The sequence below is a fragment of the Streptomyces sp. NPDC057280 genome, from assembly GCF_042668605.1.
Classification (GTDB): Bacteria; Actinomycetota; Actinomycetes; order Streptomycetales; family Streptomycetaceae; genus Streptomyces.
In genome coordinates, this window is the sequence record NZ_JBHUYR010000018.1 from 15650 (window position 1) to 32933 (window position 17284).

At 70.4% G+C, this 17284-nt stretch carries 19 protein-coding genes; 6 read left to right on the forward strand and 13 right to left on the reverse strand.

The window, feature by feature from the left end; genetic code table 11:
• Positions 1 to 16: 16 nt before the first annotated feature.
• Both ACFUO4_RS44490 and ACFUO4_RS44495 read left to right on the forward strand, forming a co-directional pair.
• Positions 17 to 841 (forward strand): hypothetical protein, encoded by an 825-nt coding sequence (locus ACFUO4_RS44490; protein WP_383496724.1) that lies wholly within the window; start codon positions 17 to 19, stop codon positions 839 to 841.
• Positions 842 to 938: 97 nt separating this feature from the next.
• Entirely contained in the window at positions 939 to 1118 is a 180-nt protein-coding gene (locus ACFUO4_RS44495; protein ID WP_059195744.1) for a hypothetical protein, read from the forward strand.
• 33 nt (positions 1119 to 1151) lie between these two features.
• On the opposite strand, the gene ACFUO4_RS44500 is transcribed toward ACFUO4_RS44495, so the two are convergent.
• Complete coding sequence (locus tag ACFUO4_RS44500) at positions 1152 to 1478, reverse strand: metal-sensitive transcriptional regulator (protein WP_059196239.1); 327 nt, start codon at positions 1476 to 1478, stop codon at positions 1152 to 1154.
• 212 nt (positions 1479 to 1690) lie between these two features.
• On the opposite strand from ACFUO4_RS44500, the gene ACFUO4_RS44505 reads away from it, so the two are divergent.
• From ACFUO4_RS44505 to ACFUO4_RS44515, 3 genes are all read left to right on the forward strand, one after another.
• Positions 1691 to 2311, forward strand: a complete 621-nt coding sequence (locus ACFUO4_RS44505) for a DUF47 domain-containing protein (RefSeq protein WP_015659485.1) — start codon at positions 1691 to 1693, stop codon at positions 2309 to 2311.
• A 7-nt stretch (positions 2312 to 2318) separates the two neighbouring features.
• A complete protein-coding gene (locus tag ACFUO4_RS44510; protein WP_079312957.1) occupies positions 2319 to 3317 on the forward strand; it encodes an inorganic phosphate transporter in 999 nt (332 codons plus the stop codon).
• 122 nt (positions 3318 to 3439) lie between these two features.
• Entirely contained in the window at positions 3440 to 3853 is a 414-nt protein-coding gene (locus tag ACFUO4_RS44515) for a hypothetical protein (RefSeq protein ID WP_079312959.1), read from the forward strand.
• A gap of 128 nt (positions 3854 to 3981) precedes the next feature.
• Here ACFUO4_RS44515 and pstB read toward each other — a convergent pair whose 3' ends face one another.
• The 12 genes from pstB to ACFUO4_RS44575 all read right to left on the reverse strand — a co-directional run bounded on the left by pstB (position 3982) and on the right by ACFUO4_RS44575 (position 16561).
• Positions 3982 to 4758, reverse strand: a complete 777-nt coding sequence (pstB, locus tag ACFUO4_RS44520) for a phosphate ABC transporter ATP-binding protein PstB (protein WP_079312961.1) — start codon at positions 4756 to 4758, stop codon at positions 3982 to 3984.
• Positions 4759 to 4803: 45 nt separating this feature from the next.
• The gene (gene pstA / locus ACFUO4_RS44525; protein WP_383496731.1) at positions 4804 to 5850 is read right to left on the reverse strand and encodes a phosphate ABC transporter permease PstA; all 1047 of its coding nucleotides are present in this window, start codon (positions 5848 to 5850) and stop codon (positions 4804 to 4806) included.
• Positions 5847 to 6851, reverse strand: a complete 1005-nt coding sequence (pstC, locus tag ACFUO4_RS44530; protein ID WP_079312965.1) for a phosphate ABC transporter permease subunit PstC — start codon at positions 6849 to 6851, stop codon at positions 5847 to 5849. Before pstC ends, pstA begins: the two co-directional genes overlap by 4 nt.
• A 104-nt stretch (positions 6852 to 6955) precedes the next feature.
• Positions 6956 to 8083 carry a phosphate ABC transporter substrate-binding protein PstS gene (pstS, locus tag ACFUO4_RS44535; RefSeq protein WP_079312967.1) on the reverse strand — a complete coding sequence of 376 codons (1128 nt, stop codon included), beginning with the start codon at positions 8081 to 8083 and terminating at the stop codon, positions 6956 to 6958.
• Between the two features lie 229 nt (positions 8084 to 8312).
• Positions 8313 to 8735, reverse strand: coding sequence for an NUDIX hydrolase (locus tag ACFUO4_RS44540; RefSeq protein ID WP_079312969.1), 423 nt, complete (start codon positions 8733 to 8735; stop codon positions 8313 to 8315).
• Between the two features lie 72 nt (positions 8736 to 8807).
• The gene (locus tag ACFUO4_RS44545; protein WP_383496735.1) at positions 8808 to 9884 is read right to left on the reverse strand and encodes a CHAD domain-containing protein; all 1077 of its coding nucleotides are present in this window, start codon (positions 9882 to 9884) and stop codon (positions 8808 to 8810) included.
• Entirely contained in the window at positions 9865 to 12237 is a 2373-nt protein-coding gene (locus tag ACFUO4_RS44550) for an RNA degradosome polyphosphate kinase (protein WP_128112130.1), read from the reverse strand. The genes ACFUO4_RS44545 and ACFUO4_RS44550 overlap by 20 nt, the downstream gene beginning before the upstream one ends.
• 161 nt (positions 12238 to 12398) lie before the next feature.
• On the reverse strand, positions 12399 to 13373 hold the full coding sequence (locus ACFUO4_RS44555) for a hypothetical protein (protein ID WP_383496739.1): 975 nt from the start codon (positions 13371 to 13373) through the stop codon (positions 12399 to 12401).
• Entirely contained in the window at positions 13370 to 14218 is an 849-nt protein-coding gene (locus ACFUO4_RS44560) for a hypothetical protein (protein ID WP_383496742.1), read from the reverse strand. Before ACFUO4_RS44560 ends, ACFUO4_RS44555 begins: the two co-directional genes overlap by 4 nt.
• A complete protein-coding gene (locus ACFUO4_RS44565; protein ID WP_383496745.1) occupies positions 14215 to 15210 on the reverse strand; it encodes an ABC transporter permease in 996 nt (331 codons plus the stop codon). The genes ACFUO4_RS44560 and ACFUO4_RS44565 overlap by 4 nt, the downstream gene beginning before the upstream one ends.
• Complete coding sequence (locus tag ACFUO4_RS44570; protein ID WP_383496747.1) at positions 15207 to 16115, reverse strand: ABC transporter ATP-binding protein; 909 nt, start codon at positions 16113 to 16115, stop codon at positions 15207 to 15209. Before ACFUO4_RS44570 ends, ACFUO4_RS44565 begins: the two co-directional genes overlap by 4 nt.
• Complete coding sequence (locus ACFUO4_RS44575) at positions 16112 to 16561, reverse strand: GntR family transcriptional regulator (RefSeq protein WP_079309034.1); 450 nt, start codon at positions 16559 to 16561, stop codon at positions 16112 to 16114. Before ACFUO4_RS44575 ends, ACFUO4_RS44570 begins: the two co-directional genes overlap by 4 nt.
• 144 nt (positions 16562 to 16705) lie before the next feature.
• On the opposite strand from ACFUO4_RS44575, the gene ACFUO4_RS44580 reads away from it, so the two are divergent.
• On the forward strand, positions 16706 to 17245 hold the full coding sequence (locus ACFUO4_RS44580; RefSeq protein WP_059195759.1) for an RNA polymerase sigma factor: 540 nt from the start codon (positions 16706 to 16708) through the stop codon (positions 17243 to 17245).
• Positions 17246 to 17284 lie beyond the last annotated feature (39 nt).

The window sequence follows — 17284 nt, forward strand, 5'->3', positions numbered from 1 at the left end:
GTGACGGAGGCAGGCGATGGCGGAGCGGCAGCACAGGGTCGGCGGGGCGATCGTCGCGGGGGTCGTCGTCCTGTGCGGGAGCAGTGGGTGTGCGGGGGGAGGGGGTGAGGGGGACGGACGGGGCGGGGATCCTGTCGTTGCGCTGCACGCCGCCGCGGAGAGGCTTGTCGAGGCCGGGAGTTCCAAGGCCCGTACCTCCATGGAGATGGCGACCGGTGGGACCCGCGTCACCATCCGCGGCGAGGGCGTCTATGACTACCGGCGGCAGATCGGGCAGCTGAAGGTGCTGCTGCCGCAGGACCCTGCCGGGGAGAGTGAGCATCGGCCCATTACCGAACTGCTCGCTCCCGGCGCTCTGTTCATGAAGAACCGGGGGGCCGGTGTCCCCGCGGACAAGTGGGTGCGCGTCGACACCGCCAGCCTCTCCGACGGGAACCTGGTCACCGGCGGTGCCACCGACCCGTTCGCCGCCGCCGAGTTGCTGCGCGGGGCGCGGACGGCGACGTACGTGGGGAAGACGGACGTCGCCGGGATCGCCGTCCGGCACTATCGCGGTACCGCCGATCTCGCCGTGGCCGCGCGGGACGCGACCGACGGGAACAAGGCGTCGCTGGGGGCGGCGGCGAAAGGGTTCGCCACGGCGCACGTCCCCTTCGACGTGTACCTCGACGACGACGGGCGCATCCGCAAGATCCGGCACCGGTTCAGCTTCGTCAACGGGCAGCAGAAGGGCACCGTGGCCGTCGCGTCGACGACCTTGCTGTTCGACTTCGGCGTCGCCGTCGACGTACGCCTGCCGCATCGCGGCGACATCTACGCCGGGAAGATCGCGGAGGGGTGAGCGGTCGTGACGGGCGTCAAGAACTAGCCCGTCCGTGCCATGCGCGGTGCGTAGACCGCTCCCTACTCTAGGAAGCGGTGACGGCAGAGAAGAGGTGATGCACGTGGCTCCGGTCGGCGGTACGGCAGTTCAGGACCACGTGGCCCTCGCCGAGATCGAGCTGTGCGGAGAGCTGATCATCGCGGCGTCGGCCGCGCACGAGGACCGGCTCAGCCTCGGACGCATCGACGAGGTGCTGAAAGTGGCCCAGGAACGCGAGGACGCCTCCGGCGAATGAGCCGGAGGCGCTCCTGACGGGGCATGGTTTCGGTCACGTCCGCAGCATGCGGGCGATCGCCTGCGTGGCCTCCTCGACCTTCGCGTCGATCTCGTCGCCGCCCTTGACGGCCGCGTCGGCGACGCAGTGCCGCAGGTGTTCCTCCAGGAGCTGCAGGGCGAAGGACTGGAGCGCCTTGGTGGAGGCGGAGACCTGCGTGAGTATGTCGATGCAGTAGACGTCCTCGTCGACCATCCGCTGCAGGCCACGGATCTGGCCCTCGATGCGGCGCAGGCGCTTGAGGTGTTCGTCCTTCTGCTTGTGGTACCCGTGGGTGGTGTGCTCGGAGGGCGCTTCCGCGCCGGCCTCGGTGGTCGTCATCGCGTCCTCCATGTCCCTTGGGCATGACCTAGACGGTTACATACCCCTACTGGGTATATCGTACCGAACTCTGGCGGGTATAGGGCCTGCGGAAGGCCCCCGTGCTGACCACTGTGCCTGATGGGCGACACTGGGGGACGGCCCATTAGCCGTGGCCGGATGATGCACTTAGCATCAGCCTGACCGAAACCGATGCACCCCGAGGACCCCTTGTGCGCTTCCGTCTGACCCCCAGGGAGACGAGCTTCTACGACATGTTCGCCGCATCCGCGGACAACATCGTCACGGGCTCGAAGCTCCTCATGGAACTGCTCGGGGCGGACACCGCCGGCCGGGCCGAGATCGCAGAGCGTATGCGGGCCGCGGAACATGCGGGTGACGACGCCACACACGCGATCTTCCATCAGCTGAACTCCTCGTTCATCACGCCGTTCGACCGCGAGGACATCTACTCCCTGGCGTCCTCCCTCGACGACATCATGGACTTCATGGAGGAGGCCGTCGACCTGGTCGTCCTCTACAACGTCGAGGAACTGCCCAAGGGCGTCGAGCAGCAGATCGAGGTGCTGGCGCGGGCCGCGGAGCTCACGGCGGAGGCCATGCCGAACCTGCGGACCATGGACAACCTCACCGAGTACTGGATCGAGGTCAACCGGCTGGAGAACCAGGCCGACCAGATCCACCGCAAGCTGCTCGCCCACCTCTTCAACGGCAAGTACGACGCCATCGAGGTGCTGAAGCTGAAGCAGATCGTGGATGTGCTGGAGGAGGCGGCGGACGCCTTCGAGCACGTGGCCAACACGGTGGAGACCATCGCGGTCAAGGAGTCCTGAGCCCTTCATGGACACCTTCGCGTTGATCGTGACCATCGGCGTCGCGCTCGGATTCACCTACACCAACGGCTTCCACGACTCGGCGAACGCGATCGCCACGTCGGTCTCGACGCGGGCGCTGACCCCGCGTGCGGCCCTGGCGATGGCCGCCGTGATGAACCTCGCCGGCGCGTTCCTCGGTTCCGGGGTCGCCAAGACCGTCAGCGAGGGGCTGATCGAGACGCCCGAGGGGTCGAAGGGGATGGGCATCCTCTTCGCCGCGCTGGTCGGTGCGATCACCTGGAACCTCATCACCTGGTACTTCGGGCTGCCCTCGTCGTCGTCCCACGCGCTGTTCGGCGGCATGGTGGGCGCGGCGCTCGCGGGCGGTACGACGGTCTACTGGCACGGGGTGCTGGAGAAGGTCGTCATCCCGATGTTCGTGTCGCCGTTCGTCGGCCTCATCGCCGGTTACCTGGTGATGACCGCGATCATGTGGATCTTCCGGCGGGCCAACCCGCACAAGGCCAAGCGCGGTTTCCGGATCGCGCAGACCGTCTCGGCGGCCGGGATGGCGCTCGGGCACGGCCTCCAGGACGCGCAGAAGACCATGGGCATCGTGGTGATGGCGCTGGTCATCGCCGATGTCGAGGACTACGGCGATCCGATCCCGGTGTGGGTGAAGATCGTGTGCGCCGTGATGCTGTCGCTGGGGACGTACGCCGGTGGCTGGCGGATCATGCGGACGCTGGGACGGAAGATCATCGAGCTGGACCCGCCGCAGGGGTTCGCCGCGGAGACGACCGGTGCGTCGATCATGTTCACCACCGCGTTCCTCTTCAAGGCGCCGATCTCCACGACCCATGTCATCACCTCCGCGATCATGGGCGTCGGCGCGACCAAGCGCGTGAACGCCGTGCGGTGGGGTGTCGCCAAGAACATCGTGCTCGGCTGGTTCATCACGATGCCGGCGGCGGCGCTGGTGGCGGCGGGCTCGTTCGGGATCGTGAATCTGGCGTTCCTGTAAGGCTTTTCAAGGCCTGCCCCGCTTGTCGCAAAACACCTGCAACACCCGCCCCTCCCGTGAGAGCGTATGGATCGCGCGTTCTATGAACGTGTGTTCGACCAACGAAACGGGAGGGGTGTTTCATGTCCATTCTCGGCAAACGGCTGTTGACCGCGGCCGGTGCCGGGGCCGCGGCGATCGTGCTCGCGGCCCCGCCGGCCCTGGCGGCCGACACCAGCTACTACGCGGACACCCGGTCGTCCGGCGACTACCTGTACCAGGCCGGAACCATGAGGTTCGACTCCGCCGGCGACCACTTCTACGCCTGCGACAACTGGTCCGACGGTGCCGGCGTCATCGGCTACTGGAAGGTCGGCAGCGGCGGTACGGTCCACTCGCTCTACAACGGCAATGGCATCGGTACCTGTGCGCACTCCAACCAGGACCTCGCCGAGTCGGCCACGATCTACATCAAGGCCTGCCTCCGGGACGACGGTGACGTCAAGGAAGGCACCTGCAGCGACTGGGTGAAGGGCTACGCCGACGGCATTCCGTAAACCGGACGCCGCGGCACCAGCCGTAGGAAACGGGCCCGCCCTCTGATGAGCCAGAGGGCGGGCCCTTTTTCGTCCTCGCGGTGGCACCGCCATGCAGCACCGCGAGGGATCTGGGGGAGGCCCGGGGATCAGCCGAAGCGGCCCGAGATGTAGTCCTCCGTCGCCTGGACCGACGGGTTGGAGAAGATGCGCTCCGTCTCGTCGATCTCGATCAGCTTGCCGGGCTGGCCGACGGCGGCCAGGTTGAAGAAGGCGGTGCGGTCCGAGACGCGGGCCGCCTGCTGCATGTTGTGCGTCACGATGACGATCGTGAAGCGCTCCTTCAGCTCGCCGATCAGGTCCTCGATCGCGAGCGTGGAGATCGGGTCCAGGGCCGAGCAGGGCTCGTCCATGAGCAGGACGTCGGGTTCCACCGCGATCGCGCGGGCGATGCACAGCCGCTGCTGCTGGCCGCCGGAGAGGCCCGAGCCCGGCTTGTTCAGGCGGTCCTTGACCTCGTTCCAGAGGTTCGCGCCCTTGAGGGACTTCTCGACGACGTCCGCGAGCTCGGACTTCTTGTAGGAGCCGTTCAGCCGCAGGCCCGCCGCCACGTTGTCGAAGATCGACATGGTGGGGAACGGGTTCGGGCGCTGGAAGACCATGCCCACCTCGCGGCGGACGGAGACCGGGTCGATGCCGCTGCCGTACAGGTCCTCGTCGTCGAGGAGGACCTTGCCCTCGACGCGACCGCCGGGGGTGACCTCGTGCATCCGGTTCAGGGTGCGCAGGAACGTCGACTTGCCGCAGCCGGAGGGGCCGATGAAGGCCGTCACCGAGCGGGGCTCGACGGTCATCGAGATGTCTTCGATCGCCTTGTGGGAGCCGTAGTAGGCGGTCAGCCCACTCACGTCGATTCGCTTGGCCATGACTACTTCACTTCCAGAGATTCAGATCGGTCGCTGTTGGCCGCGTCAGCGACCGGTCTTGGGTGCTTTCCAGCGGGCGATGCCGCGGGCCACCAGGTTCAGGATCATCACGAAGGCGATCAGCGTCAGCGACGCCGCCCAGGCGCGGTCGTACGCCGCTCCGGAACCCGCGCTGTTCGCGTACTGCTGGTAGATGTACAGCGGCAGCGACGACTGCGCCCCTTCGAAGGGGTTGGTGTTGATGAACGGGTTCCCGAACACGAGCAGCAGCACCGGGGCCGTCTCGCCCGCGATACGGGCGACCGCCAGCATGATGCCGGTCGTGATGCCGCCGATCGAGGTCGGCAGGACCACCTTCAGGATCGTGCGCCACTTCGGGACGCCCAGCGCGAGGGAGGCCTCGCGCAGCTCGTTCGGGACGAGCTTGAGCATCTCCTCGGTGGAGCGGACGACCACCGGCATCATCAGGATGGCCAGGGCCAGCGAACCGGCGAAGCCGAAGGGCTGCATGTCGAACTGCAGCATGAGGCTGAGGATGAACAGACCCGCGACGATCGACGGGATGCCGGTCATGACGTCCACGAAGAACGTGATGGCCTTGGAGAGCCTGCCGCGCCCGTACTCGACCAGGTAGATCGCGGTGAGCACACCGACCGGGGCGGCGATCAGGGTGGCGAGGCCGACCTGCTCCAGGCTGCCGATGATGGCGTGGTAGATACCGCCGCCGGGCTCGGTGTCGGCGACCACGCCCATGGAGTGGGTCAGGAAGTAGACGTCGAGGACCTTGATGCCGCGGACGACGGTCACCCAGACCAGGGAGACCAGCGGGACCACGGCGAGCAGGAAGGCGACCCAGACCAGCGAGGTGGCGATCCGGTCCTTGGCCTGGCGCTTGCCCTCGACGCGGGCGGCGATGCCGTAGGTCCCGACGACGAAGAGGATCGCGGCGATCAGGCCCCACTGGACGTGGCTGTCGAGGCCGGCGCCCAGGCCGATGGCGATCGCGAGGCCGACCGAGCCGCCCGCGATGGCGTACGGGGACCACTTGGGCAGTCGGGCGCCCTTGAGGGTGCTGACGGTTGCGGTGCTCATGCGTTGGCCCCCGAGTACTCCGCGCGGCGGGCGATGATGGCCCGGGCCGCGCCGTTGACCAGCAGCGTGATGACGAACAGGACCAGACCGGAGGCGATCAGCGCGTCCCGGCCGAACTCCGTGGCCTCGCCGAACTTGCTGGCGATGTTCTGCGCGAAGGTGCCGCCGCCCGGGTCGAGCAGGCTGGCCTGGATGTCGAAGGTCGGGGAGAGCACGGTGGCCACGGCCATCGTCTCGCCGAGCGCGCGGCCGAGGCCGAGCATCGAGGCGGAGATCACGCCGGAGCGGCCGAAGGGGATCACCGCCATGCGGATGACCTCCCAGCGGGTGGCGCCGAGCGCCAGGGCCGCCTCCTCGTTCATCCGCGGCGTCTGCCGGAAGACCTCACGGCTGACGTTGGTGATGATCGGCAGGATCATGATCGCGAGCAGGATGCCGACGGTCAGCATCGAGCGGGGCGCGCCGCCCTGCCAGGAGAAGATGCCGGTCCAGCCGAGGTAGTCGTCCAGCCAGCCGAACAGGCCGTTCATGTGCGGTACGAGGACCAGGGCGCCCCACAGGCCGTACACGATGGACGGCACGGCGGCGAGCAGGTCGATCACGTAGGCGATCGGGCCGCTCAGCTTGCGTGGGGCGTAGTGGGTGAGGAACAGGGCGATGGCGACCGCGATCGGGACCGCGATGGCCATGGCGACGATCGAGGAGACGATCGTGCCGAACGCCAGGACCGCGATGCCGAAGACCGGCTCCTGAAGGCCCGTGTTCCACTCGAACGTGGTCAGGAAGTTGCCGTGGTCCTTGCTGATGGCGAGGGACGCGCGGTAGGTGAGGAAGACCGCGATCGCGGCCATGATCACCAGCAGGAAGATGCCCGAGCCACGGGAGAGGCCGAGGAAGATCCGGTCTCCGGGGCGGGTCGCGCCACGGGCGGCGCGCTTCTGCTCGGTCGCGGTGGGCTGGGCTGCCGGGGGAGGTGTGTCGGTTATCTGTGTGGTGTCCATCGGGTTCTCCGGTCTGCGGAGACGCACGGTCTGTGCGGCTCCTGGCGGCGGTGCACCGGACGGTGCGGCCCGGCCCCGGGGCGGGGACGGGCCGCACGCTCAGATCAGCTCAGGCCCTCGATGGTGGAGCGGACCTTGGTGATGATGTCGTCGGGGATCGGGGCGTAGCCGGCCGCGGAGAGCTGGCCCTGGCCGTCCTCGGAGGCGATGTAGCGCAGGAACGCCTTGGTGGCGGGCAGGGTGTCGGCCTTGTTGCCCTTGTCGCAGACGATCTCGTACGTGACCAGGGTGATCGGGTAGGCGCCGTCGGCCTTGGTGGCGCGGTCCAGCTCGAGCGAGAGGTCCTTGCCCGTGCCGACGACCTTGGCGGCGGCGATCGCCTTGGTGGCGTTCTCGACGGTGGCCTCGACCGGGGCGGAGGCGCCCGTGTCGACGGTGACCGGGACGATGCCGTCCTTGGCGTACGACAGCTCCATGTAGGAGATGGCGCCGGAGGTCTGCTTGACCTGCTGGGCGACACCGGAGGAGCCGGACGCCGACTGGCCGCCCTTGGCCTGCCAGGCCTTGCCGCCGGAGTACTTCCAGTCGTTCGGCGCGGCGGCGATCAGGTACTTGGTGAAGTTGTCCGTGGTGCCGGACTCGTCCGAGCGGTGGAACGCCTGGATCTTCAGGTCGGGGAGCTTGGCGTCGGGGTTGAGCTTCTTGATCGCCGCGTCGTTCCAGTTGGTGATCTTGCTGTCGAAGATCTTGGCGATCGTCGAGGCGTCGAGGACGAGCTTGTCGACACCGGGAACGTTGAAGCCGACCGCGATCGGGCCGCCGACCATCGGCAGGTCGATGCCCACGCCGCCCTTGCAGACGGACTTGGAGGCGGTGACCTCTTCGGGCTTGAGCGCCGAGTCGGAACCGGCGAAGGCCACCTGGCCCTGCGTGAAGGCGGTGACACCGGCGCCGGAGCCGGAGCCCTTGTAGTTGATCTGCACACCGGAGCAGGCCGCGGTGAACGACTTCACCCAGGTGTCGATCGCGTTCTTCTGCGCGGAGGAGCCGTCGGCGAGCAGCTGACCCTTGGCGTCGTCGCACTTGATGTTGCCGGCCTGCGCGCTCGCGGAGGAGCCGCCGCCGTTGCTGGTGCCGGTGTCGTCCGAGCCGCACGCCGTGAGGGCCAGGGCGCCGGAGACGGCGAACGCGCCGAGAGCGAGAGCCCGCCGGTTCTTGCGCTGAAGCTTCACTGAGGGAGTTCCTTCCGAGAGCCGCCGTCCTGAATTCGGCGGCGTGCGAAGACTGGGTGGCGCGGATGCGTCTTCGAGGTGTTCCTCCGACGCGCGGTCCGCACCGCGTAAGGCCGAAATTAGGCAGATCAGGTGAAGGCGCCGACTGGCGGAAATGAACGCCGGGTGAACCCCTGCGGAAGGTGCGGTTAGGTCACGGAACGGTTGCATTCCCTGGGGCGCACCGGTCTCATGCGAGGTGCAGCGCCGCCAGGAGATCGTCGATCAGTGACCGGTCCCGCAGCTGGGTCAGACGGTTACGGGCCGCCGTCGGGGGGAGCCAGAGAATGCGGTCCACCTCGGTATTCGGGGCGAACGCCCCGGCCGTGGCCTCCGCCGCCCAGTACCGGACCTGCTTGGGGCGGGCGTTCGCCAGGTAGCGGACGGTGGACAGCCTGGCGCCCGGGGTCGCCTCGTAACCGGTCTCCTCCTCCACCTCGCGCAGCGCGCCGGCGAGCGCGTCCTCGCCGCGTTTCAGCTTGCCCTTCGGGTGGGACCAGTCGTCGTATTTCGGCCGGTGGACGAGGCAGATCTCCAGCTCACCGTCGACGGGGGAGCGGCGCCACAGGACGCAGCCGGCCGCGTGGACGGTGGTCGTGTCGGGAGAACTCACGGGGTGCTCACCGTTCCTTCTCGGCTGTTTCCGCTGTTTCGGCTGTCGTCTCGGCAGTCTCGGCTGTCTCGGCTAGGGGGTGCTGACTGTTTCCTTCTGCCAGGCCTGCTGGAAAGCGAACCTCGCGGCCTCCACCTCGTGGCGCTGGTCGGCATGGAGCACGCCGAGGGCGTACGCCGTGGCCGGGGCGATACGCGGGGTGCGCGCCGCCTGTGCCGCGGCGGCCGCCGCCTCGGACGCGTCGCGGTGCCGGTCCAGGGCCTCGCCGGCCGCGAGCAGGCGTACGTCGACGATCTCGGCGTCCTGGAGGACCTCGCGGGCGTAGCGGTGCAGGCGCAGCAGGAGGCGGACCTGGTGCCAGGGGGCGTCCTGGGGGTGGGGGGACGGGTCCGGGGAGAGGCCGTGGATGAGGGCCTCGGCGTTGTAGGGGTGGCCTGCGGTGACGAGGGGGAGGGCGGTGACGGCGTCTTTGAGGCGGTCCTCGGCTGCGGCGGCGAGGGGGTGGAGGGGGGTGGCCTGGGCTGTTGCGGACAGGGGGACTTCGCTGGCGAGTACGGCGATGTTGTCGGCGACCGCGTGGAAGCGGCTGGAGCCCAGGGCCTGGAGGGCGGTGCTGTGGGCGCGGGTGCGGGCCAGGGTCAGCTGGCGGTCGAGCAGGGCACCTGCTTTGGCTGCGCCGACGGTGAGGTTGCCGCGGTCTGGAGCTGGCGTACCGGGGTTGCCCGCAACCAGGTCGGCATGACTGCCGGCACGACTGCCCGCAACCAGGTCGGCTTGAGCGGGGACCATCGCGCCCGACAGCCTGTGCAGCGCCAGCAACAGGCGTTCCAGTCGGGCCTCGTACGCGTGCTCCAAGGCCAACGTGCCTGACAGCCACGCAAGTTCGGGGCGGATGCGTTCTGACCAGTCCGGGTCCAGGAGGGGGCGGAAGGTGTGGAGGCTGGCGCTGATGCGGCGGGCCGAACGGCGCAGGGCCCGGGCCGCGGCGACGGACGCCTCCGAGCCGCCCGCCGCCGCACCGCCGTTCTCGCGGTGCTGGCGCAGGGCTCGGAGGAACTCCGTGGCCTGGGCGCGGAGGTAGCCCGCGAGGGCGTCCGCCGTGGCCGCCCCGGCCGTGGCGTCCGTCGGTTCAAGGTGTTGCTGTGCCACGCCGGCGCCTCCGGGCGTCTATGAGCATCTCCTGGATGTTGCGCAGGGGCTGGCCGTCCGCGTCGGTGGCGTGCCGCTCCCAGTCGCCGTCCGGGCCCAGGTGCCAGGAGGCGGTGGTGTCGGACATGCCCGTTTCCAGAAGGCGGTTGAGGGATGCGCGGTGGGCCGGGTCGGTGACCCTCACCAGCGCTTCGATACGGCGGTCGAGATTGCGGTGCATCATGTCGGCGCTGCCGATCCACACCTCGGGCTCGCCGCCGTTGCCGAAGGCGAAGACCCGGGAGTGTTCGAGGAAGCGGCCGAGGATCGAGCGGACCCGGATGTTGTCCGACAGGCCTTCCACACCCGGGCGGATCGCGCAGATGCCGCGCACCCAGACGTCGACCGGCACGCCCGCCTGGGACGCGCGGTAGAGGGAGTCGATGAGCGCCTCGTCCACCATCGAGTTGACCTTGATGCGGATGAAGGCGGGGCGGCCCGCACGGTGGTGCTGGACCTCCTTGTTCACCCGTGAGATCAGGCCGTCGCGCAGGGACTTGGGGGCGACCAGGAGGCGGCGGTACGTCTCGCGGCGGGAGTAGCCGGAGAGGCGGTTGAAGAGGTCGGAGAGGTCCGCGCCGACCTGGGGGTCGGCGGTGAGCAGGCCGAGGTCCTCGTACAGGCGGGCCGTCTTCGGGTGGTAGTTGCCGGTGCCGACGTGGCTGTACCGCCGTAGCGTGTCGCCCTCCTGACGGACCACCAGGGACAGCTTGCAGTGGGTCTTCAGGCCGACGAGGCCGTACACCACATGGCAGCCCGCCTCCTCCAGCTTGCGCGCCCACTTGATGTTGGCGTGCTCGTCGAAGCGGGCCTTGATCTCGACCAGGACGAGGACCTGCTTGCCGGCCTCGGCGGCGTCGATGAGGGCGTCGACTATGGGGGAGTCGCCCGAGGTCCGGTACAGGGTCTGCTTGATGGCGAGGACGTCCGGGTCCTCGGCCGCCTGCTGGAGGAAGGCCTGTACGGAGGTGGAGAAGCTGTCGTACGGGTGGTGCAGGAGGACGTCGCGGGCGCGCAGGGCCGCGAAGATGTCCGGCGCGGACGCCGACTCGACCTCGGCCAGGTCGCGGTGGACGCCGGCGATGAACTTCTTGTACTTGAGCTCGGGCCGGTCGAGCGAGGCGATGCGGAAGAGGCCGGTGAGGTCCAGGGGGCCGGGGAGCGGGTACACCTCGGCCTCGGAGATCTTCAGCTCGCGCACCAGGAGGTCGAGCACCTCGCGGTCGATGGACTCCTCGACCTCCAGGCGCACCGGCGGGCCGAAGCGGCGCCGCATGAGCTCCTTCTCCAGGGCCTGGAGCAGGTTCTCGGCGTCGTCCTCCTCCACCTCCAGGTCCTCGTTCCTGGTGAGGCGGAAGGCGTGGTGCTCCAGCACCTCCATGCCCGGGAACAGCTCCTCCAGGTGGGCCGCGATGACGTCCTCGATGGGGACGTAACGGCCGGGGGAGCTCTCCAGGAAGCGGGACAGCAGCGGCGGGACCTTGACGCGGGCGAAGTGGCGGTGGCCGGTGACCGGGTTGCGTACCACCACGGCCAGGTTCAGGGAGAGGCCCGAGATGTACGGGAAGGGGTGCGCCGGGTCGACCGCCAGCGGGGTCAGGACCGGGAAGATCTGGTGCCGGAACAGGGTGAAGAGGCGGGCCTGTTCCTTCTCCTGGAGCTCGTTCCAGCGGACCAGGTGGATGCCCTCCTCCGCGAGTGCGGGGGCGACGTCCTCGTGGTAGCAGGCGGCGTGCCGGGCCATCAGCTCGCGGGAGCGGGCCCAGATCATCTCCAGCACCTCGCGCGGCTGGAGGCCGGAGGCCGAGCGGGTGGCGACGCCGGTGGCGATACGGCGCTTGAGACCGGCCACCCGGACCATGAAGAACTCGTCCAGATTGCTGGCGAAGATGGCGAGGAAGTTCGCCCGTTCGAGCAGCGGGGTGTTCGGGTCCTCGGCGAGCTCCAGGACGCGCTCGTTGAACGCGAGCCAGCTGCGTTCCCGGTCGAGGAAACGACCCTGCGGAAGCTCGACGCCGTCGTACGGCGCCTCCTCGTACGCGTCGAGGTCGGCGTCGATGTCGGGTTCCAGATCCGAGACGGCCGCCGCGACGGTGTGCGGGCGGTGCGCGGCTATGGAACCCACGGAGGGCTGCGCGTGCTGGACCTGTGCGGACGCCTGGGCGTTGGGCTGGCTCATGGACCCATTGTTCCGCGCCAGGGGCGATACAGGCGCGTCGGACAGCGCGGGCGGGAGCGCGGCGGCGAGGCGGAGGTCCCCGTTCCCCGCGGACCCCCTGGAGGGCGGCGAAGGCTCTGGCACGGCGGGCTTCATTCGCCGAGCGTCGCAAGCCCGTCTGAACCAATGGTTACGGAGACATGGCGTGCGGGATATCGCGGGACGGCTCCCGGGCATCCACAGGTCCGGGCCGCACGTCCCCCACCCCCGTGGGAGGACGTGCGGCCCGGAAGTCGTGGCCCGTCGCCGGCCGGATGTCAGGCGGTACGGCGGCGCAGCACCCAGAACGCGGCGGCGACGGCCGCGGCGGCGACGCCCAGCAGGATTCCGGTCTCGACGAGCTGGAGCGGCCAGAAGTGGGAGGCGGGGTGGTAGTCGGCGTAGAAGGCGACCGCGTGGTGGTCGGCCATGCACCGTGCGAAGTCGTCGTCGCAGTTCGGATAGGGGATCCGGGCGCCGGCGTCGGTCAGCATGCCCTGGTCGCCGAACAGGACGTCGCCGCGCGTGCTGGGCCACTCGGACTCCAGGGACGCGGTGGCGGTCTTCCACGGCCACAGATCGGGGCTCACCAGGGCGGCGAGGCGGACGACACCCCAGGTGACCGCGGTGCCGAGGGCCAGTGCGGGCAGGGTGCGGCGCAGCAGCAGGCCGGTGAGGGCGCCGAGGGCGAGGGCGCACAGGGGCAGGGCGAGGGCGACGGAGCCGTTGGCGACGAAGGTCTCCCGTTCCGACCAGCGCAGGTACACCGGGAACGGGTTCGCCTCGAAGGTCAGGCGGTGCACCAGCACCAGCGCGGCCGTGCCCGCGGTGAGCACGGCGGCCGGCACGGCGAGCTTGCCGACCAGCCAGCGGGTGGGGCTCACGGACTGCGTCCAGGCCAGCTTGGCGGTGCCGTTCTCCAGCTCGCGGCCGATCAGCGCGGCGCCCGCCCAGGCGGCGACGGGCAGGCACAGCCAGGAGATCACCAGCTCGGGAAGGCGTACGGCCCGGTAGTAGCCGTTGATCGTGGTGTCCCACATGCAGGCGTCGATGTCGTCGGGGCACCCCCGCCGCCAGTTGGCATAGACCTCGGTGGCGCCGGGACCGTACGCCCACAGCAGGCTGCCCGCGGCGGCCGCCACGGCGACCAGCCAGACGATCAGCGCGGCGCGGTGCAGGCGCAGCACGGTCCGCCCGGTGGCGGCGGGTCTTCCCGTGGCGGGTGCCGGGGCGGTGGTGGTGGTCGCGGTCATGCGGGGGACTCCTGGCGGGGCGTGCGGGCGGGGACGGTGCGGTGGGCCAGCAGGAGGAACGCGGCGGTGGTGGCCAGGGCCGTGACGGTGAGGATGATGCCGGTCTCGACCAGGTGCAGGGGCCAGTAGTGGGACTGCGGGTGGTACGAGGCCGAGTCGACCTGCATGACCGCGCCGTGCGGGGTGCCGGTAGCTGGGGGCCAGTAGTCCTCGCGGTACTTCTCGACGTACCGGTTGAGCACGATCATCACGGCGACCGCGAGGGCGGCCGCGGGCAGCGTGCGGCGTACGACGAGCGCGGTGAGCGTTCCCACGGCCAGCGCGCACAGGCCGTACGCCACGACGAGCGGGCCGCGGGCGGCGAACACGTCGGCGAACGTCCAGTCGTCGCCCATCAGGGCGCGATGCGCCGACCAGGCCCAGCGGTAGACGGGCACGAACACCGCGCCGCCGGCGATCAGGACCAGGGCGGGAGCGGTGAGCTTCGTGACCAGCCAGCGGGCCGGGGTGACGCCCTGCGTCCACGCCAACCGGGCGGTGCCGGACTCCAGTTCACGTCCGACGAGCGCGGCGGCCGACCAGGCGGCGACGGCCCAGAAGCCGTAGTACATGAACGTGCTGACCCAGCCCATCGGGCTGCTGTACTCGAGGTAGTCCAGGCCGATCGTGCACTGGCCCGTCCCGCCGTCGGGGCAGCCCGCGCGGGGGCCGAGGAGGGAGGGGGCGGTGACCTGCGTCAGCCACACCAGGTAGCCGACGCAGCCGGCGACGAAGGCGGTCCACACGATCAGGGCCGCGCGGTGCAGGCGCAGGACCGTGGCGAGCTGTGCCGTGAAGGGGCTCATGCGGACCTTCCCGTGCGGAGGCCGGTCTGGCGGTGCAGCAGCCGGAAGGCCAGCAGGGTCAGCAGCGCGGTGAGGGCGAGGACCAGGGCGGTCGCCGTGAGCTGGAGGGGCCAGTAGTGGGAGGCGGGGTGGTAGTCGCGGTACCAGCCGACGGCGTCGAACTTGTCGTAGAACGCGAGGCATTCGTCGTTCTCCGAGTTGCCGCAGGTCAGGTTGGAGACGTGGGCGCCGGTGGCGGTCACGATGCCCTCGTCGACGCCGAGGCCGCCGCCGGCCGGGGCGAAGCGGCGCAGGCCGGTCACGGCGGTGGACGTGCTCCACAGGTGGGGGACGGCCAGCTGGACGCCGTACCAGAGCAGGCCGGTGAAGCCCAGGCCCGCGACCAGCGCCGGCAGGGAACCGCGCCGGAGCAGGCCCGCGAGGGCGCCCGCGACCAGACCGGCCAGTGCCAGGGCGACGACGACCGGGCCGTTGGCGTAGAAGGTCGGCGGGTCGTACCAGCTCTTGAGGTTGTCGATGTGGTCCTTGCCCGCCGACCACGCCAGGTGGTGCAGCAGGACCAGCAGGCCGGTGCCCGCGGTGACGACGGCCGCCGGGAGCGCCAGCCGGGAGGCGAACCAGCGCAGCGGGGAGCTGCTCTGCGTCCACGCCAGCCGCGCGGTGCCGGTCTCCAGCTCGCGGCCGGTGAGGGCGGCGCCCGCCCAGGCGGCGACCAGGAAGGGCGCGGCGAGCACGGCGTACGTCGTGTACGTGTAGACGTCCTTGTAGCGGAGGATCGCGGCCTGGTCGTAGCGGCACCCGGACGCCCGGCAGGCGTCGTACGCCCGCCAGGCCGCCGCGGACGCGTCGGCGAGCGGACCGCCCAGCCACAACAGGACGCCGGAGACGGTGACGACCACGGCCGTCCAGAACAGCAGGGCCGGGCGGTGCAGGCGGATCAGCCAGCGGGTGAGGTGCGGGGTGCCTGGGGCGGGCGGGGCGAGAGTGGTCATGCGACGGACTCCTCGCGGGACTTCGCCGGGGTGCCCGTCGCGGTCGCCTGCGCCTCGGGGTTGCGCAGGTAGGACAGGACCAGCTCCTCCAGGGACGGCGTGCCGGTGCGCCAGTCGGCGGGGAGCGGGGCGGCCGGGCGGATCAGGGCGGTGAGCCGGCGGCCCGTGGTGCGGGACTCGACGACCGTGTGCGGGGTGAGGTCGGTGCCGGCGTCGGCCGACACGCGCGCGTGCGTCTCCAGCAGTTCGTCGATCTCCCCGGCGAGCCGGACCCGTCCGCCGCCGATCAGCAGCAGATGGTCGCAGGAGTCCTCCAGCTCCGCCACGACGTGCGAGGACATGACGATGGTGGTGCCGTGCTGGGCCGCCTGGGACATCAGGACGCCCATCAGCTCGTGCCGGGCCAGCGGGTCGAGGTCGGCCATCGGCTCGTCCAGGAGCAGCAGCTCGGGCCGCTTGCCGAGGGTGAGGGCGAGCGCGACCCGGGTGCGCTGACCGCCGGACAGGGAGCGGATGCGGGCCTTCGGGTTCAGGTCGCCGTCCGTCACGATCCGCTCGGCGGCGCGCGCGTCCCAGCGGCCGGGATTGAGGTCGGCGCCCATGCGGAGCGTCTCGGCGACGGTGAGCTGGGGGTAGAGCGGCTTGTCCTGTGCGACGAAGCCCACCCGCGCGCGTGCCCGGCCCGCGGGCCCGCCGAGGACGGCGAGGCTGCCCTCGGTCGGGGCCGTGAGGCCCGCCGCGAGGGTGAGCAGGGTGGACTTGCCCGCGCCGTTGGGGCCGACGACGGCGCACACGCGTCCGGCGGGGAGCGCGAAGGAGCAGTCCCGCAGGGCCCATCCGGCGCTCCGCCGCAGCCGCCCGAAACGCTTGCCCAGCGCGGCTGCCTCGAGGGCGGTGTCGGTCATGAAGGGTCTCCCTGGCTGTGCTTGGTCGCGGCGGTCTGTTCCGGGAACGGCGTCGAGTGTTCGGGGAACGGCGTCGAGAAGTGCTTGTCGAGTACGGCGGTGAAGAGGGCGGCCACGTCGTCCCGGTCCAGGCCGGCCTCGCGGGCCCTGGCCGTCCAGCCGTCCAGCTCGGCGTTGAGCGGGGAGTCGGCCGGGGCGGCGCCGAGACCGCGGCGCACGAAGGTGCCGAGTCCGCGGCGGGCCTCGACCAGTCCCTCGCGCTCCAGCTCGCGGTAGGCCTTGAGAACGGTGTTGGGGTTGATGGCGGTGGCCTCCACTACCTCGCGAGCCGTGGGGAGCTTGTCGCCCGGCTCCAGGTGGCCCAGCCGGAGGGCCTGCTTGGTCTGCTGGACGATCTGGACGTACGTGGCGACCCCGGAGTGCCGGTCGATGCGGTACTCGAGCACCCGTGAACCACCCTTTCACTAATTGAGTAGTGAAAGGGTGGTGGAAGGGGGGTGGCAAAGTCAAGCGGCGGTTTGGGAGGACGGCTGCGGAAAGTCGTTCGCCGAACCGTGAACCGATCGGCGGGGCTCGTGCGATGAGGGGTTGTGAGCGAGACGAGAAGCGACGGCGAGCTGCTGCGGGCCGCGGCAGACGGGGACCGGCGCGCCTTCGAGGAGCTGTACCGGCGGTTCGCGCCCTGGCTGACCGCGCGACTGCGGGGCCGGTGCGCCGACGCCGGGATAGTCGACGACGTCGTGCAGGAGACCTTCCTCGCGATCTGGCGCGGCAAGGCCCGCTACCGGGAGGACGGCGACGTGGCCGGGTGGCTGTGGCGGATCGGGTCGCGGCGGCTGGTCGACGCGCTGCGCGGGGACGGGGCGCGGGGGCGGCTGCGGCAGGCCCTGGCCAGGCTGCGGCACCGCGACGAGGCGTCCGCGGAGGAACGCGTGCTCGCGGGGGTGGAGCACGGAGACCTCGCGGGCGCCCTGGTCCGGCTCTCGCCCGAACTCCGCGCGGTCCTCCAGGCGACGGTCATCGACGGGCTGACCACCCGCGAGGCCGCCGTCGTCCTGGGGATTCCGCCGGGGACGGTCAAGACGCGGGCCTCACGCGCCCGCAAGCAACTGCGGGAGGCGCTGGCATGAGCGGGCGAATGGGGATGGCTCGGTGGGTGCGACCGCGGG

What these genes read in the sequence shown, in the direction of transcription:
- ACFUO4_RS44490 (WP_383496724.1), top strand. Translation starts at nt 17, where the DNA reads ATGGCGGAGCGGCAGCACAGGGTCGGCGGGGCGATCGTCGCGGGGGTC.
- ACFUO4_RS44495 (WP_059195744.1), top strand. Translation starts at nt 939, where the DNA reads ATGCACGTGGCTCCGGTCGGCGGTACGGCAGTTCAGGACCACGTGGCC.
- ACFUO4_RS44500 (WP_059196239.1), bottom strand. Translation starts at nt 1,478, where the DNA reads ATGACGACCACCGAGGCCGGCGCGGAAGCGCCCTCCGAGCACACCACC.
- ACFUO4_RS44510 (WP_079312957.1), top strand. Translation starts at nt 2,319, where the DNA reads ATGGACACCTTCGCGTTGATCGTGACCATCGGCGTCGCGCTCGGATTC.
- ACFUO4_RS44515 (WP_079312959.1), top strand. Translation starts at nt 3,440, where the DNA reads ATGTCCATTCTCGGCAAACGGCTGTTGACCGCGGCCGGTGCCGGGGCC.
- pstB (WP_079312961.1), bottom strand. Translation starts at nt 4,758, where the DNA reads ATGGCCAAGCGAATCGACGTGAGTGGGCTGACCGCCTACTACGGCTCC.
- pstA (WP_383496731.1), bottom strand. Translation starts at nt 5,850, where the DNA reads ATGAGCACCGCAACCGTCAGCACCCTCAAGGGCGCCCGACTGCCCAAG.
- pstC (WP_079312965.1), bottom strand. Translation starts at nt 6,851, where the DNA reads ATGGACACCACACAGATAACCGACACACCTCCCCCGGCAGCCCAGCCC.
- ACFUO4_RS44550 (WP_128112130.1), bottom strand. Translation starts at nt 12,237, where the DNA reads ATGAAGCCCGCCGTGCCAGAGCCTTCGCCGCCCTCCAGGGGGTCCGCG.
- ACFUO4_RS44555 (WP_383496739.1), bottom strand. Translation starts at nt 13,373, where the DNA reads ATGACCGCGACCACCACCACCGCCCCGGCACCCGCCACGGGAAGACCC.
- ACFUO4_RS44560 (WP_383496742.1), bottom strand. Translation starts at nt 14,218, where the DNA reads ATGAGCCCCTTCACGGCACAGCTCGCCACGGTCCTGCGCCTGCACCGC.
- ACFUO4_RS44565 (WP_383496745.1), bottom strand. Translation starts at nt 15,210, where the DNA reads ATGACCACTCTCGCCCCGCCCGCCCCAGGCACCCCGCACCTCACCCGC.
- ACFUO4_RS44570 (WP_383496747.1), bottom strand. Translation starts at nt 16,115, where the DNA reads ATGACCGACACCGCCCTCGAGGCAGCCGCGCTGGGCAAGCGTTTCGGG.